General features: G+C 64.6%; 15 protein-coding genes. 14 read left to right on the forward strand and 1 reads right to left on the reverse strand.

The window, feature by feature from the left end; genetic code table 11:
* The first annotated feature begins 12 nt into the window (after positions 1-12).
* The 3 genes from ACSFB7_RS30380 to ACSFB7_RS30390 all read left to right on the forward strand — a co-directional run bounded on the left by ACSFB7_RS30380 (position 13) and on the right by ACSFB7_RS30390 (position 3,236).
* A complete protein-coding gene (locus ACSFB7_RS30380; protein ID WP_435476048.1) occupies positions 13-891 on the forward strand; it encodes an ABC transporter permease in 879 nt (292 codons plus the stop codon).
* Positions 892-934: 43 nt separating this feature from the next.
* On the forward strand, positions 935-2,032 hold the full coding sequence (locus ACSFB7_RS30385) for an ABC transporter substrate-binding protein (RefSeq protein ID WP_435476049.1): 1,098 nt from the start codon (positions 935-937) through the stop codon (positions 2,030-2,032).
* Positions 2,033-2,093: 61 nt separating this feature from the next.
* Positions 2,094-3,236, forward strand: a complete 1,143-nt coding sequence (locus ACSFB7_RS30390) for an FAD-dependent monooxygenase (RefSeq protein WP_435476050.1) — start codon at positions 2,094-2,096, stop codon at positions 3,234-3,236.
* Positions 3,237-3,276: 40 nt separating this feature from the next.
* On the opposite strand, the gene ACSFB7_RS30395 is transcribed toward ACSFB7_RS30390, so the two are convergent.
* Entirely contained in the window at positions 3,277-4,209 is a 933-nt protein-coding gene (locus tag ACSFB7_RS30395; protein WP_435476051.1) for a LysR family transcriptional regulator, read from the reverse strand.
* A 106-nt stretch (positions 4,210-4,315) separates the two neighbouring features.
* Here ACSFB7_RS30395 and ACSFB7_RS30400 point away from each other — a divergent pair, with 106 nt between their 5' ends.
* From ACSFB7_RS30400 to ACSFB7_RS30450, 11 genes are all read left to right on the forward strand, one after another.
* A complete protein-coding gene (locus tag ACSFB7_RS30400) occupies positions 4,316-4,852 on the forward strand; it encodes a thiamine pyrophosphate-binding protein (protein WP_435476052.1) in 537 nt (178 codons plus the stop codon).
* Positions 4,853-4,866: 14 nt separating this feature from the next.
* Complete coding sequence (locus ACSFB7_RS30405; RefSeq protein ID WP_435476053.1) at positions 4,867-5,448, forward strand: thiamine pyrophosphate-dependent enzyme; 582 nt, start codon at positions 4,867-4,869, stop codon at positions 5,446-5,448.
* Positions 5,448-6,926, forward strand: coding sequence for an aldehyde dehydrogenase (locus tag ACSFB7_RS30410; protein WP_435476054.1), 1,479 nt, complete (start codon positions 5,448-5,450; stop codon positions 6,924-6,926). Before ACSFB7_RS30405 ends, ACSFB7_RS30410 begins: the two co-directional genes overlap by 1 nt.
* Positions 6,927-6,969: 43 nt before the next feature.
* Positions 6,970-7,776 carry an AraC family transcriptional regulator gene (locus tag ACSFB7_RS30415; RefSeq protein WP_435476055.1) on the forward strand — a complete coding sequence of 269 codons (807 nt, stop codon included), beginning with the start codon at positions 6,970-6,972 and terminating at the stop codon, positions 7,774-7,776.
* Between the two features lie 33 nt (positions 7,777-7,809).
* Positions 7,810-8,628, forward strand: a complete 819-nt coding sequence (locus ACSFB7_RS30420) for an NAD(P)H-dependent oxidoreductase (RefSeq protein ID WP_435476056.1) — start codon at positions 7,810-7,812, stop codon at positions 8,626-8,628.
* Positions 8,629-8,662: 34 nt separating this feature from the next.
* On the forward strand, positions 8,663-9,838 hold the full coding sequence (locus tag ACSFB7_RS30425; protein ID WP_435476057.1) for an NAD(P)/FAD-dependent oxidoreductase: 1,176 nt from the start codon (positions 8,663-8,665) through the stop codon (positions 9,836-9,838).
* 16 nt (positions 9,839-9,854) lie between these two features.
* Positions 9,855-10,628 (forward strand): SDR family NAD(P)-dependent oxidoreductase, encoded by a 774-nt coding sequence (locus ACSFB7_RS30430; protein WP_435476058.1) that lies wholly within the window; start codon positions 9,855-9,857, stop codon positions 10,626-10,628.
* A 3-nt stretch (positions 10,629-10,631) separates the two neighbouring features.
* A complete protein-coding gene (locus ACSFB7_RS30435) occupies positions 10,632-11,084 on the forward strand; it encodes a VOC family protein (protein WP_435476059.1) in 453 nt (150 codons plus the stop codon).
* A 24-nt stretch (positions 11,085-11,108) separates the two neighbouring features.
* A complete protein-coding gene (locus ACSFB7_RS30440) occupies positions 11,109-11,867 on the forward strand; it encodes a LamB/YcsF family protein (protein ID WP_435476060.1) in 759 nt (252 codons plus the stop codon).
* 21 nt (positions 11,868-11,888) lie between these two features.
* Positions 11,889-12,590, forward strand: a complete 702-nt coding sequence (locus tag ACSFB7_RS30445) for a 5-oxoprolinase subunit B family protein (protein WP_435476061.1) — start codon at positions 11,889-11,891, stop codon at positions 12,588-12,590.
* Positions 12,591-12,654: 64 nt separating this feature from the next.
* Entirely contained in the window at positions 12,655-13,587 is a 933-nt protein-coding gene (locus ACSFB7_RS30450; RefSeq protein WP_435476166.1) for a 5-oxoprolinase subunit C family protein, read from the forward strand.
* Positions 13,588-13,843 lie beyond the last annotated feature (256 nt).

The following is a 13,843-nucleotide window of genomic DNA, read 5'->3' on the forward strand; positions in this document are numbered from 1 at the left end:
AAGGCAGTTTCCATGACCACCGCCATGATGACCTCCGCCTCGTCTGCACAGCCAGCCTCCGAAGCCGTGCCGCCGCCGCGTCGCAAGCGAGCCAATCCGCTGGCATCCACCCGCGTGCAATCGATCCTGCTGCTGGTCACGCTGCTCGGCTCGTGGGAAGCCGCCGTGCGCTTGTTCAAGGTGCCGGGGCACCTGGTGCCACCGGTCAGCGACATCGGCATTGCGCTGTGGCGCGGCCTGGCCACAGGGCCGATGGCGAAGGACGGCTTCTGGTACCACGGCGGCGTCACGCTCGCGGAGATCCTGCTCGGCTTTTTCATCGGTGGCGGCATCGGGCTGGCGATTGGCATCGTGATCTCCCAGATGCCCCGGCTGGAAGCGCTGCTGGAGCCCTACGTGGCGGCGCTGCAGAGCGTGCCCAAGGTGGCCGTGGCGCCGATCATCGTGGTCTGGCTGGGGTTCGGCATCAGCTCCAAGGTCGTGATCATCTGCCTGCTCACTTTCTTCCCCGTGCTGGTGACGAGCATCGCGGGCTTCAAGGCGGTGGACAGCGACCGCATCGACCTGTTGCGCTCGCTGTCCGCGACGCCCTGGCAGATCTTCCGCAAGGCCAAGTTCCCGGGGGCGCTGCCGTACATCTTCGCGGGCCTGAACATGGCTGCCGCCTTCAGCGTGGTGGGTGCCGTGGTCGGCGAGTTCGTGGGGGCACAGGCGGGGCTGGGCGTGCTGATCCTGCAGATGGAAGCGCAGGCCGACACCGGCGGCAGCTTCGCGGTGTGCGTCGTGCTCTCGGTGATCGGCATTCTGCTGACCTCGGTGCTGCGCCGCGTGCAGCGGCGGGTGCTGCACTGGATGCCGGCCGACGCTTCACAGCGCACGGTGAGCACCTGAGCCGATTGCAACCCCGGCTGTTTTTTTGATGAAGGAGCAGACCATGTTGACGCGACGTGATTTCGGCCTGGGCATGGGTGCCATGGGTCTTGGCGCCGGCCTGCCGGCACTGGCGCAGAGTGTGCGTGTGATGAAGCTGGCGAACACCGCGGCGGTGAACGATCCGCAGCAGAGCTTCTGCACTGCGGGCCAGCATCCCCGGCTCAACTTCTACAAGCCGAACGGCGTGGACGTGGAGTACGTCAACATGTCGAGCATGACGCAGGCGCTGCAGAGCCTGCGCGCCGGGCACGTGGATTTCGGTCCCGCGGTGCCGGGCATCCTGCTCCCCACGATGGCCAAAGATCCGTCGCTCGATCTGGTCAGCGTCTACAAATGGCTGCCCGGCAATGCGAATGTGATCGTGGTCAAGCCGGGCAGCCCGATCAAGTCGGTGGCGGACCTTGCCGGCAAGCGCATCGGCGTGCGCAGCCAGGGCGACGCCGGCATCGTCGTGACCAAGACCATGCTGGCCGAGCTGGGCCTGAAGGACGACAAGTGCGAGTACATCGCGATCGGTGACGGCGCACCCGCCGGAGCGGCAATCGACAACGACCGGGTGGACGCGATGGTGGCATTCGACACCGCGACCGCGCGCATCGAACTGGTCGGGACCAAGCTGCGCTACGTACCGCTCACGCCGAAGTTCGCGCAAACGGGCTCGGGCTGGTTGTGCGTGCCGCGCAAGCTGCTCAAGGATGAGCGCAAGGCGCTGGTGGCGCTGTTCCAGGGTCTTGCGAAGTCGACCATTTTCTCGAGCACCAACCTCGATGCGGCAATCAACCTGCATTGGGCGGTGTACCCCGAAAGCAAGCCGAAGGGCCGCAGCGAGGACGAGGCGCGCAAGGAGCTGGCCTTCATTCTCAAGGACCGCAAGAACAGCTGGATGCGTCGCCCGGACGATCCGGACCAGCGCATGGGCGCGTCGTCGCTGGCCGAATGGAATTCGAACATCGAGATGGCTGCGGAGAGCAGCAAGAACCCCAGGCTGGCGGAGGAACTCGGCAGTCCGAGCCGCCTGTTCACGAACGAGCTGATCGACGAGGTCAACAGCTTCGACAAGCAGGCGGTGATACGGATGGCCAGGGACTTCAAGCTTTAGGCATTGAGCCGGTGCAGTCCCGTCCTGGTTCCCACGCTCCCCAACACTCAGGAGTCGCACGATGAATGTCCTCATATCCGGCGCCAGCATGGCCGGCCTCTCGGCGGCCTACTGGTTTGCCAACCTCGGTCACAAAGTGACAGTGATCGAGCGCACCGATGGCCTGCGCCCCGGCGGTGCGCCGATCGATGTTCGCGGACGCGCGCTCGGGACCGCGGAGCGAATGGGCGTCCTCGGGAAGATCGATGAGCAAAAGGTCGTTATCTCGGACCCGGCACCGGTCCTCGATGGCACGGGTGCGCAAGTCGCGACCCTCGACCTGCGCTGGTTCGCGAACGAGACCGACGAGGACATCGAAATCTCGCGCGATCGGCTCAACCAGATCCTGCTGGGCGCCATACCGGGCGATGTGACGTTTCGCTTCAAGGCTTCCATCGCATCGATCGGCGACGGACCCCATGGCGTGGACGTGACCTTCGCGGACGGGCTGCAAGGCCGCTACGACCTGGTGGTCGGCGCCGACGGCCTTCACTCCAATGTGCGCAAGCTCGCCTTCGGGCCCGAGAAAGATTACGTGCGGCACTTCGGCTACTACGTCGCGCTCGTCGATCTACCGAACGATCGCCAATGGCGCCGGGGCCTGCTCAATGTGCCCGGCCTGATGATCGGCGTGCGCGATGCAGGCGACGGACCGCAGGCACTGATGCTCGCCGCCAGCCCCGAGATCGACTACGACTACCGCGATATGGCCGTTCACCGGAAGATCATCGATGGCTTCCTGTCGCGCGTCGACGCCTGGCAGGTGCCCGCGCTGCGCGCGGCGTTCGCGGACCCTGCCGCCAAGGGCTTCTATTTCGACTCGGTGAGCCAGACCCACATGCCGGAGTGGACCCGTGGCAACGTGGCCGTCATCGGCGATGCTGGCCACTGTGCCGCTCTGTTGTCGGGCATGGGCACCACATTGGCGATGGTGTCCGCGGAAACGCTTGCGAAAACCTGGACCGAATGCGGCGGCGACATGGGCGCTGCATCTCCCATCCATCACGAGCGCCTGCGCCCCTACGTGGAGCAATGCCAGGCGTTCGCTCAGGAGGGCGCTCCGATCATGGTGCCCATGACGCAGGAGGCGCTCGACCAGCGGAATGCGAGCTTCCGGATGCATGCGGCGAAGTTCGCGAAAGGTACAGCGCCCGTTCGCGCTTGAGAGGCAGGTCCGTCAGGCGAAACGGCGCCGCTCGACGCATTCATTTGCCCAACCATCGCCCCTGCGGCCACGCACCGGATTCGACCGCCTGCCGCATCTGCGCGATCAACAACTCGACCGCGCAGCGCACGTGGCGCCCCGAGGGCCGGTTGGCCGGCAGGGCCAACACGATGGTGCGCGCGACAGGTGGATCCGCGAGTGGGGCGCCCGACAGTTTTCCGGTCTGCAGGTCTTCCGCCACGGCGATGGGGGGCAGAATGGTCAGCCCGTGTCCACCCAGCACCAGGCTGCGTTGGACACTCAACGCATTGGTCTCAGCGGAGATGTCCAGCGTGACGTTGCTCACCGCACAGGCGTGCTCCACCAGCGCACGGATGCCGTGCGGCGCGCTCGGCAACACGAGCTTGCCGCCGGCAAGGCTGGCCAGCGAAACCGGCGTGTCGCTTCGCAGCCCGGCCTTTCGGGAGCCGATGACCCACAGCGGCTCTTCGATCAACGGCGTGGTCTGCACTTCGGGCGAGCGATCGGCACCGTACAGCAGCGCCGCATCGACTTCCCCGGAGACCAGCCAGCGCATCAACGTGCCGGCATAGCCCATCGCAATGCGGATGCGTATGCCCGGATAGGCGCTGGCCAGCGCAGCGACCAGCGGACTGGAGAGGGTGTCGACGGTGCTTGGCAGCAGGCCGAGCGTGACCAGCCCCGCCACGCCTGCACCCGTGCCGGCAATCTCCACGCGTGCCCTGTCGAGTTCCAGCATGGCACGTCGCGCATAGCCCACCAGCGCGTGGCCGGCATCGGTCAGGACCATGCCATGCCGCTCGCGCTCGAACAGCGGCGTGCCGATGTCTTCTTCGAGCAGGCGCAACTGGCGTGACACGGCGGGCTGCACCAGGTGCAGCACCTCGGCCGCGCGCGTCACGTTCCCGGTGTCGGCGACGGTCAGGAAGGCGCGCAGATGTTTCAGGTCCATGGGCAATGTCGGATCGTGATAGTGGAATGCTGAAATTCTATTTTCAGGTATTGGCCATCAAATTCTATGATTCCTCGGCCGATCCACTCCACGCCGTCTACAGCGCATGAATCACACACCCACACCGGCACCTGCCTGGCAGGAGACCGTCTTCAAGGTTCTCAAGGAGGGCGGCGTCGACCAGATCGCCTACGTGCCCGACGCCGGTCATTCGCACGTCATCCGCAGCGCCATCGCCGACCCGGACATCGAGGACATCGTCCTCACGACCGAGGAGGAGGGCGTCGCCATCGCTGCCGGCGCTTGGCTCGGCGGCAAGCGCGCCGTGCTGCTGATGCAAAGCAGCGGCGTCGGCAACTGCGTGAACATGTTCTCCTTGTTGCAGGCGGCAGACTTTCCGTTCTTCACGCTGGTCACGATGCGCGGCGAATACGCCGAATTCAATCCGTGGCAAGGCCCGATGGGCAAGGCCACGCAGGGCGCGCTCGAACTGATGGGCATCCACGTGCTGCGCGTGTCGCATCCCGACGAGGTTGGGGAAATCGTGAGCGCGGGCTACGACGCCGCATTCGAGGCCGGCGAGAAGGTCGCCGTGCTGCTGGGACAGAGCCTGATCGGGCGCAAGAAGTGGGAGCGCAAGTGATGAACCAGGCCGCAATGAAACCCCGTGCCGACCGTCGCGCCTTCGTGTCCCGGCTGCTGTCGCCTGTGCCGCAGGCACTGGTCGTCACGGGCCTGGGCTCCGCTTCCTACGACGTGTTCGCGGCCGGCGACCGTGACCTGAACTACTACCTCTGGGGCGCGATGGGCGGTGCCACGGCGCTCGGCCTCGGGCTTGCATTGGCCCAGCCCTCGCGCTCGGTGGTGGTGATCACCGGTGACGGCGAACAGCTCATGGGCATCGGCAGCCTTGCCACCATCGCGGCCAAGCAGCCGCGAAACCTGAGCATCGTTGTGCTGGACAACGGGCATTTCGGAGAGACCGGCATGCAGCGCAGCCACTCGAGCCTGGGGACGGACCTGGTGGCCGTTGCCAAGGGCTTCGGGATCACCGATGCCTTCACGACAGACAGCCTGGAAGGCTCGGACCAGGTCGCGCGGCGCATCCTGGCGCGCGACGGCGTGTCTTTTGCGCAGGTGTTCATCGAGGCCGACGAGCCACCCCGGGCGCTGCCGCCGCGCGACGGTCCGTTCATCAAGAACCGGTTTCGTGCTGCGCTCGGCCTGAGGCCGTTCTGATGCAGCGCTACCCATTGCGCATCGGCGGGAAGCCGGTTCCGCCGCAAGGCGAAGCCTGGTTCGAGAGCCAGAACCCGTACACCGGCCAGAGCTGGGCCGAGATTCCGCGCGGCGATGCGCGCGACGTAGATGCGGCCGTGCAGGCTGCGCATACGGCATTGACCAGCGGTCCCTGGACCGAGTTCACGGCCACGCAGCGCGGTGCGCTGCTGCGCCGTCTTGGCGACCTGATCGCTCGCGATGCCGTCAGGCTGGCGGCCACTGAGGTGCGCGACAACGGCAAGCTGCTCGCGGAGATGCAGGCGCAGCTCGACTACATCCCGCAGTGGTTCCACTACTACGGCGGGCTTGCCGACAAGGTGCAGGGCAGCACGCTGCCGCTCGACAAGAAGGGCTACTTCGCCTTCACTCGCCATGAGCCCGTGGGTGTCGTGGCCGCCATCACTCCGTGGAATTCGCCGCTGATGCTGTTGAGCTGGAAGGTCGCGCCCGCGCTGGCCGCGGGCTGCACCGTGGTCGTCAAGCCCTCGGAGTTCACTTCCGCCTCGACGCTCGAGTTTGCCGAGCTGTTCGACGAAGCGGGTTTTCCGCCCGGTGTGTTCAACGTCGTGACCGGTTTCGGCCCAGAGGTTGGCACACCGCTGGTCGAACACCCACTGGTCAGCAAGATCAGCTTTACCGGATCGGACGCGACGGGCCGCCTCATCAACGAGAAGGCCGGCCGGCAGCTCAAGCACACGGCGATGGAACTGGGCGGCAAGTCGCCCAACATCGTCTTCGACGACGCCGACATCGAGCAGGCTGTGTTCGGCGCGATCTCGGGCATCTTCGCGGCCACGGGGCAGACCTGCATTGCAGGTTCCCGGTTGTTGGTGCAGGACAGCATCCACGACGCATTCGTCGAGCGCCTGCTGGCGGTGGCGCGCACCGCGCGCATGGGCGACCCGATGGACCCCGACACCCAGGTCGGCCCGGTGACCACGCCGCCGCAGTACCAGAAGGTGCTGGAGTACATCGACATCGCGCGCAGCGAGGGCGCCACGGCGGTCCTTGGTGGCCACAAGGGCACGGCGCCCGAATGCGGCAAGGGCTGGTTCGTGGAGCCGACCATCTTCACCGGCGTGCGCAACGACATGCGCATCGCGCAGGAGGAGGTGTTCGGCCCGGTGCTGTCGGTGATCCGGTTCAAGGACGAGGCGGATGCACTGCGCATCGCCAACGGCGTGCGCTTCGGGCTGGCCGCAGCCGTCTGGACCCGCGACATCGGGCGTGCGATCCGCATGTCCGAGAAATTGCAGGCAGGCACTGTCTGGGTCAACACCTACAGGGCCGTGAGCTTCATGGCGCCGTTCGGCGGCTACAAGGACTCGGGGCTGGGGCGCGAGAACGGCATCGATGCCATCCGCGAGTACCTGCAGACCAAATGCGTCTGGATCAACACCGGCGCTGTCGCCGCCAACCCGTTCGTGATGCGCTGACCCTGCCGGTTTACATTGCGAGCCTGGGCCGATCCCATCGCGAATGGTCGCGCAGCAGGCTATGGAGCAAGGAAACCGGATGCGACTGGACGAACAGGTACAAGGGTGGCTCACGCGAACGCCCGGTCTGGTCGAGACACTTTTCGACAGGCTGCCCGACGTGCTGTTCTACGTCAAGGACGAGCAAGGCCGCTACCTTTGGGCCAACCAGACGCTGATTGACCGCGCCGGCCTGCAGGACGGGCAGAGCGTCGTGGGAAAGACGGCGGACCAGCTCTTTCCGGTGACCGGATTGAGCACGGTGGCGCAAGACCTCGAAGTCATCGGCAGCGGCCGTCCGATGCGCGAGCTGCTGCGCCTGTACCAGACCTACCGGGGCGACCGGTACTGGTGCCTCAGTTCCAAGTTCCCTTTGCTGGATGCCGGCAACCGCATCGTCGGATTGGCCGGGTTGTCACGCGACTTGCCGCGCCCCAACGAGCGCCATCACAGCTACCGCCGGTTGAAAAAGTTTTTGGACTTCATCGACGAAGGCCTGGATCGACCGGTCCTGATCACCGAGGCGGCGGACCACGCGTCGGTATCGATGGACACGCTCGGACGGCTGGTGCTCGAGGTTTTCCACGTGACGCCCAAGCAACTGCTGATGAAAAAGCGCATCGACAAGGCCTGCCAGTTGCTGGAGGAAACGTCGGCGTCCATCACGGAAGTGGCTGCGGCGTGCGGGTACGCGGATCACAGCGCCTTTTCGCGCCAGTTCAAGGTGGCGACGAACATGACGCCGGCGCAGTACCGCGCTTCGCGTCTCGACTATGCAGAAAACCGCAACCAGGTGCGTCGTGCGTTCTAGCTGAGCCCGCCTCTGCTGCGGACAATTTGCGGCATGAACTGCCTGATCGTTTATGCCCATCCCGAGCCTGCATCCTTCAACGGCGCGCTGAAAGACGTCGCCATCCGCGAACTGGAGCGGATGGGCCATACGGTGGTCGTCAGCGACCTCTACCGCATGGGCTGGAATCCGGCGCTGGGGCCCGCCGACTTCGACGGTGAGCGCGTCGACCCCGACTACCTGGACCTCTCCAGGGAACAGGAGCATGCATTCGCCACGGGCGGGCAGAGCCCGGACGTGCTGGCCGAGCAGGCCAAGGTCATGGCCGCCGACCTGGTGCTGCTGCACTTTCCGGTCTGGTGGTTTTCAATGCCCGCCATCCTCAAGGGATGGGTCGACCGCGTTCTCAGCCGGGGCTTTGCCTATTCGGCGGGGCGCAAATACGAAACCGGGCACTTCAAGGGCAAGCGCGCGATGCTCTGTATCACGACGGGCACGGCTTCCACGCTCTACGAGCCCAACGGCATCGACGGCGATCTTCATCACGTGCTCTGGCCCATTCACAACGGAATCCTGGGCTACACCGGATTCACCGTGCTGCCTCCCTTCGCCGCATGGATGCCTGCACGGGTGCAGCCGCAGGAGCGGCAGTCGTACCTGGGCGCGTATGTCGAGCGCTTGCGCAACCTCGAGCGGATCGAGCCGCTTTTCTTCCACCCCTGGAGCGACTACGACAAGTCGCAGCGGCTCAAGCCGAATGTTGCCGCGCGGTCGGGCGTTCAGTGGAACCCGAACGCCGGACAGACCTTCGAGGAATCCGCGTCGGAGTTCGCGCAACAGCAATCGCCGCGCGCGCCTGTGGCCGATGCCTGAAACCTCCGACCCACGAAACACTCAGCGATCGATCATGCCGTCTGCAAATTCAGCCCGCGTTGTCATTGTTGGCGGCGCCATCATGGGCAGCTTCTGTGCCTGGTCGTTGCGCAACGAGGGCTTCACGGGGCCGATCACCGTCGTGGAGAAAGATGCGTCGTACCAGCTTTCTTCGACGGCCCTTTCCGCCGCCTCGATACGCACCCAGTTCGCAACCGTCGTGAACATCCAGATGAGCCTTTTCGGGGCTCAAATGTTCCGCAGCATCAAGGCTGTGTTCGGGAATGAGGCGGACATCGGGTACAGGGAAAAAGGCTACCTGCTCCTTGGCGGCCACGATCAGGTCGCCGAGCGCATCGAGGCCGTGAGGCTGCAGCGCAGCCACGGCGCGGACATCCGGGTGCTCGATCCCGACGAACTCGGTGCGCGCTTTCCGGGCGTCAACGTTGAAGACGTTGGCATCGGAACGCTGGGCGTTCAGCACGAAGGCTGGTTCGATGCCTGGAGCCTGCTCTCCGAGGTGCGCCGCGCGGCGCGCCGGCTTGGCGTCGACTACGTGGAAGCAGCGGCCAACGGGTTCAAGACAAATGGCGCGAGAGTCACCGGGGTCGAGTTGTCGAACGGAGACTCGCTGGTGTGCGACTTCTGCGTTCTGGCCGCAGGGGCGCTGTCCGGTCGCCTGGTGGCATCGCTCGGCATCGAACTGCCGGTCGTGCCGAAGAAGCGCACGGTGTTCTCCTTCAAGACGCCTTTCAGGCTGAATGATTTCCCGATGCTGTTCGACTCGAGCGGCATCTGGGTCAGGCCCGAAGGGGAGGGCTACATCGGCGGCATCCAGCCGCCGGCGGAAATCGACGTGGACGCCGATGGCGACTTCGAGCCTCATCACGAGCTGATGGACGAGCTGTTCTGGCCTTTGCTCGCCAGGCGCATTCCGGCCATGGAAGAGCTGCGCCTGAACCGGGCGTGGGCTGGCCACTATGAAGTCAACACGCTGGACCACAACGGCGTCGTCGGCGCCCATGACGAGTTGAACAACCTGATCTTCGCGACGGGGTTTTCCGGCCATGGCGTCATGCATGCGCCAGCGGTCGGCCGGGGCGTGGCGGAACTGATCACGGCCGGCGAGTTCCGGTCCATCGACATGACCCCGTTGGGTTGGGCGCGCATCCGCAGCTCGACGCCATTGTTTGAATCCATCGTTTACTGACCAAGAGGAAATCGAAATGAGGCTTGCAGGCAAAGTTGCGGTTGTGACAGGGGCTGCGCGAGGCATCGGGCGCGCGACGGCCGAACGCCTTCTGTCCGAGGGCGCGAAAGTGGTCGTCTCCGACATCGATGCGCAGACGCTGACAAAGACGGCCGGGGAGATCGGTACGGCCGCCGATGTCTTCGCAGTGCGCGCGGACGTTTCGAAAAAGAGCGAAGTGGTCAGCCTTGTCGAGGCCGCTGTGCGGCATTTCGGTGCCATCGACATCATGGTGAACAACGCCGGCATCGCGCCTGTGGTGGAGTTCCTGGACGTCACCGAAGAAATGCTCAGCCGCGTGCTGGACGTGAATCTCAAAGGGGCCTTCTACGGCACGCAGGCGGCAGGCCGCGAGATGATCGGCCGCGGCAAGGGCGGGGTGATCATCAACATGTCGTCCATCAACTCCGGCCTTGCGAACCCCAACGTTGCGCCGTACGCGATTTCCAAGGGCGGCATGAACCAGGTGACGTCCACCGCGGCGGTGGCGTTTGCGCCGCATGGCATCCGGGTTGTGGGTGTCGGGCCAGGGACCATCATGACCGACATGGTTGCCGGGGCGTTTGTCCAGAGCGCGGGCAACCATGCCATCCTCTCGCGGACCCCGCTCGGCCGCTACGGCCAGCCGTCTGAAATTGCATCGGTCGTCGCATTCCTTGCGAGTGACGATGCGTCGTACATCACCGGAGAAACCATGTACGTGGACGGTGGACGGCGTGTTCTGAACTATGTCGTTCCAGTGAAGGGTTGAGCCATGTCACATCCACTCAGCAAGCTTCACCACATCTGCATCGTGGTGCACGACATCGACAAGACGCAGGCCTACTACGAATCGATCGGCGTCGGCCCCTGGGCCGAGTACCCGCCCTTGTCTGAATACGAAGAACTGAGCGTGCCCAGCGAGGCGGGTTTTCGCACGCTCAAGTACAGGATGTGCAACTTGCCGAACGTGCAGATCCAGCTTTGCGAGCCCAACGACGAGCCATCGCCCCAGCGTCTTCATCTGGACAGCAAGGGAGAGGGGGTCTTCCACATCGGGTTCGAGGTTCCGGATGCCGATGCGGCAGAGGCGCAAGCCGCAACCCTGGGGCTGCCCGTGCTGATGCGAGGGCGTCGAACGAACCGGACAGGCTTTACCTACTACGCTTCGGCCGACGGTGCAGGCGTCACGCTGCTCACCCGGGCAACGAATCTCCCCGGCAAGTAGAAACAACAAGGCGAGGACGCAAGGATGCGGATCGATCTGAATTCCGACCTGGGTGAGGGCTACGGCCCGTGGGTCATGGGCAACGACGCGCTGATCCTCGACTGCGTCACCAGCGCGAACATTGCCTGCGGCGGTCATGCCGGTGATGCGGAGACGATGTACAAGACCTTGCGACTGGCGGCCGACCGTGGCGTGAAGGTCGGCGCCCATCCCGGCTATGCGGACCGCGAAGGGTTCGGGCGGCGCGTGATACCGATGCAGCCCGCCGAGATCGGCCGCATGGTTGCGGTGCAGGTCGGCGCCCTTGTGGCAATGGCTCGTCTGGCGGGCACCCGGGTGCGCTACGTCAAGCCGCACGGCGCACTGGGTAACCTCGCCGCGGCAGACATGGCCGTTGCCAAGGCCATTGTCTCGGTGGTCAAGACGATCGATCCCGCTCTTGCGATTCTTGCCATCTCGGGCACGAGCCTGGAACACGCCGCTCGCGAGCAGGCGCTTCAGGTCTTCTCGGAGGTCTTCGCCGATCGTGCGTACCTGCCCACTGGCCAGTTGGTGCCGCGCAGCCAGGAGGGCGCGGTGCTGCACGATGCAAAGAGTGCGGCGGATCGCTTGATCGGTTTCCTGAAGACCGGAAGGATGCCTGTCTTGGGTGCCGATCCGATCTTGTTGAAGGCTGAATCGATCTGTGTCCACGGCGACAACGCGCAGTCTGTCGAGATGGCCCGCCACGTGCAGATGCGATTGGAGGCCGAAGGGGTCACGCTGGTCTCGTTTCTCGACTAGCGGCCGGCACGAGGACGATTGATGCTGGAGCAAGAATGGCCAAGGTACGTGCCTGTCGCGGACCACGCGCTGCTGGTTTCCTTTGGAGAGGTGATCACCGACCATGCCAGCGCAGCAGTGCTCGCGCTCGACCGGGCCTTGGCCCAGTCACCGCCCGAAGGAATGGTCGAATGCATCCCGGCATTTGTCAGCTTGCTGATCGACTTTGATCCCCTGGTCACGGATCACACCCGCATTCGAGAGGCTGCTGAAGGCCTGCAGCAAGATCCTCCGGCTGGCCAGATTGAAGGAGCCCTGCGCGAGGTCGAGGTTTGCTACGAAGAAGATTTCTCGCCCGACCTTGCGGCGGTGGCCCAGGCATCAGGCCTTTGCATCGATGAAGTGATCCATCATCACCTGCAGGGCGACTACCAGGTTCGCATGTATGGATTCGCGCCGGGCTATGCGTACATGTCGGGCGTGCCGGGCGAGATCCAGGTGCCGCGCAAGCCTTCGGCGCTTCGGGACATCGCAGCCGGAAGCGTGCTCATTGCGGGGCCGCAATGCCTTGTCACGACACTCAGGATGCCCACGGGCTGGTCCAGCATCGGGCGATCGCCCACCCGGATACTGACCGGCGATGAACGCGCGCCCTTTCTCTTCGGCGTGGGAGACAGGGTGAGGTTCAAGCGCATCGACTTGGCGCAGTACGAAGCACGGCGCGAACGTGGCAACCATGGCTGAGGCCCGGTTGCTGGTCAGGGCCTGCGGCCCGTTGGTCTCGTACCAGGATGGCGGGCGACCGGGCATGCTGAGGTTCGGTGTTCCCGCCTCGGGCCCCATGGACCGGCTTGCACATGCCGCGGCCAATGTCGCGCTGGGATGCCCCGAAGCATCGACCGCCATCGAAATCTCCGTGGGCGGACTGGAAGTGATGTGCGAATCGGGCGAGGTGACGTGCTGCGTTTCCGGGGGAGATTTCCAGGTCCGCCATTCAGACGCCTTGACCAGGTCCTGGTGCGTGCGAACCCTCCGTGCGGGAGACGTGCTGTCGGTTCGTCCCGGCAGTTGGGGAAGCTGGGCCTACCTGGCGTTCTGTGGCGAACTGGTGTGCAGTCAGTGGGCAGGGCACACGGCAACGCATTCGACGTCTGGTCTGGGTGGCGGAAGTCTTGGTGCTGGTGCTGCAGTCCTGCTGCGCAACACCAGTGTTGCGCAAGAGCGCGAGGGTGATCTGCCAGTTCCCGCGTTTGCCTATTTGCGCAAGCCTGCACGGGTTGTGCTGGGGCCACAGACTGAAAAATTCGAACCCGAGTCGATGGCCGCGCTTCTTCACGAGAGTTTTTCGGTCACCCCGGCCTATGACCGGATGGGGATGCGCCTTTCCGGCCCGAAGTTGGCTCTGAAAGACGCCTTGTCCATTCCCTCGGAGCCGATCGTGCGAGGCTCGATACAGGTCGGGGGTGATGGCGTGGCTTCGATATTGTTGGCCGACCACCAGACCACCGGCGGATACCCGAAGATCGCCACGGTCCTGTCTTTGGATCTCGATGGCTTGTCTCAACTTCGACCGCATGACCGCCTGGGTTTTCAGGCTGTGGAGGCATTGGAGGCGATCCGGTTGGCGCGCTTGGAAGCATCACTGAGAAGTCGCTTCCTCAAAGAGATCGCAAGCCCGTTGGGCAGCTTTGAAACCCGGTTGATGAAAGCGAATTTGATCAGCGGGTTCGTTCTGGCGTGACGTGAGGCCTGTTCAAAAAGCGCGTTCGTGACCGAGGCTTCAACAGCGTTTGACCCGCTCTGTCAGGCGAAAAGTTTGCAGACGGCATGACTGCTGCGATGCCGGAGCGGCGGTGGGTTTCATGCTAATCTCAACCACCGCCGCGCGCCTTGCAGCGGGCCTGACCGAGGACGGCCTCGGCTCTGGAATACATCCGAGGGACGGCCCTTCAACCTCTTGAAGGTGTGCCGTGGCCAATCTTCTTCTCGCGTTTCTG

Origin of the sequence: Variovorax raffinosi, assembly GCF_051216615.1 — a bacterium.
Taxonomy (GTDB): Bacteria; Pseudomonadota; Gammaproteobacteria; order Burkholderiales; family Burkholderiaceae_C; genus Variovorax.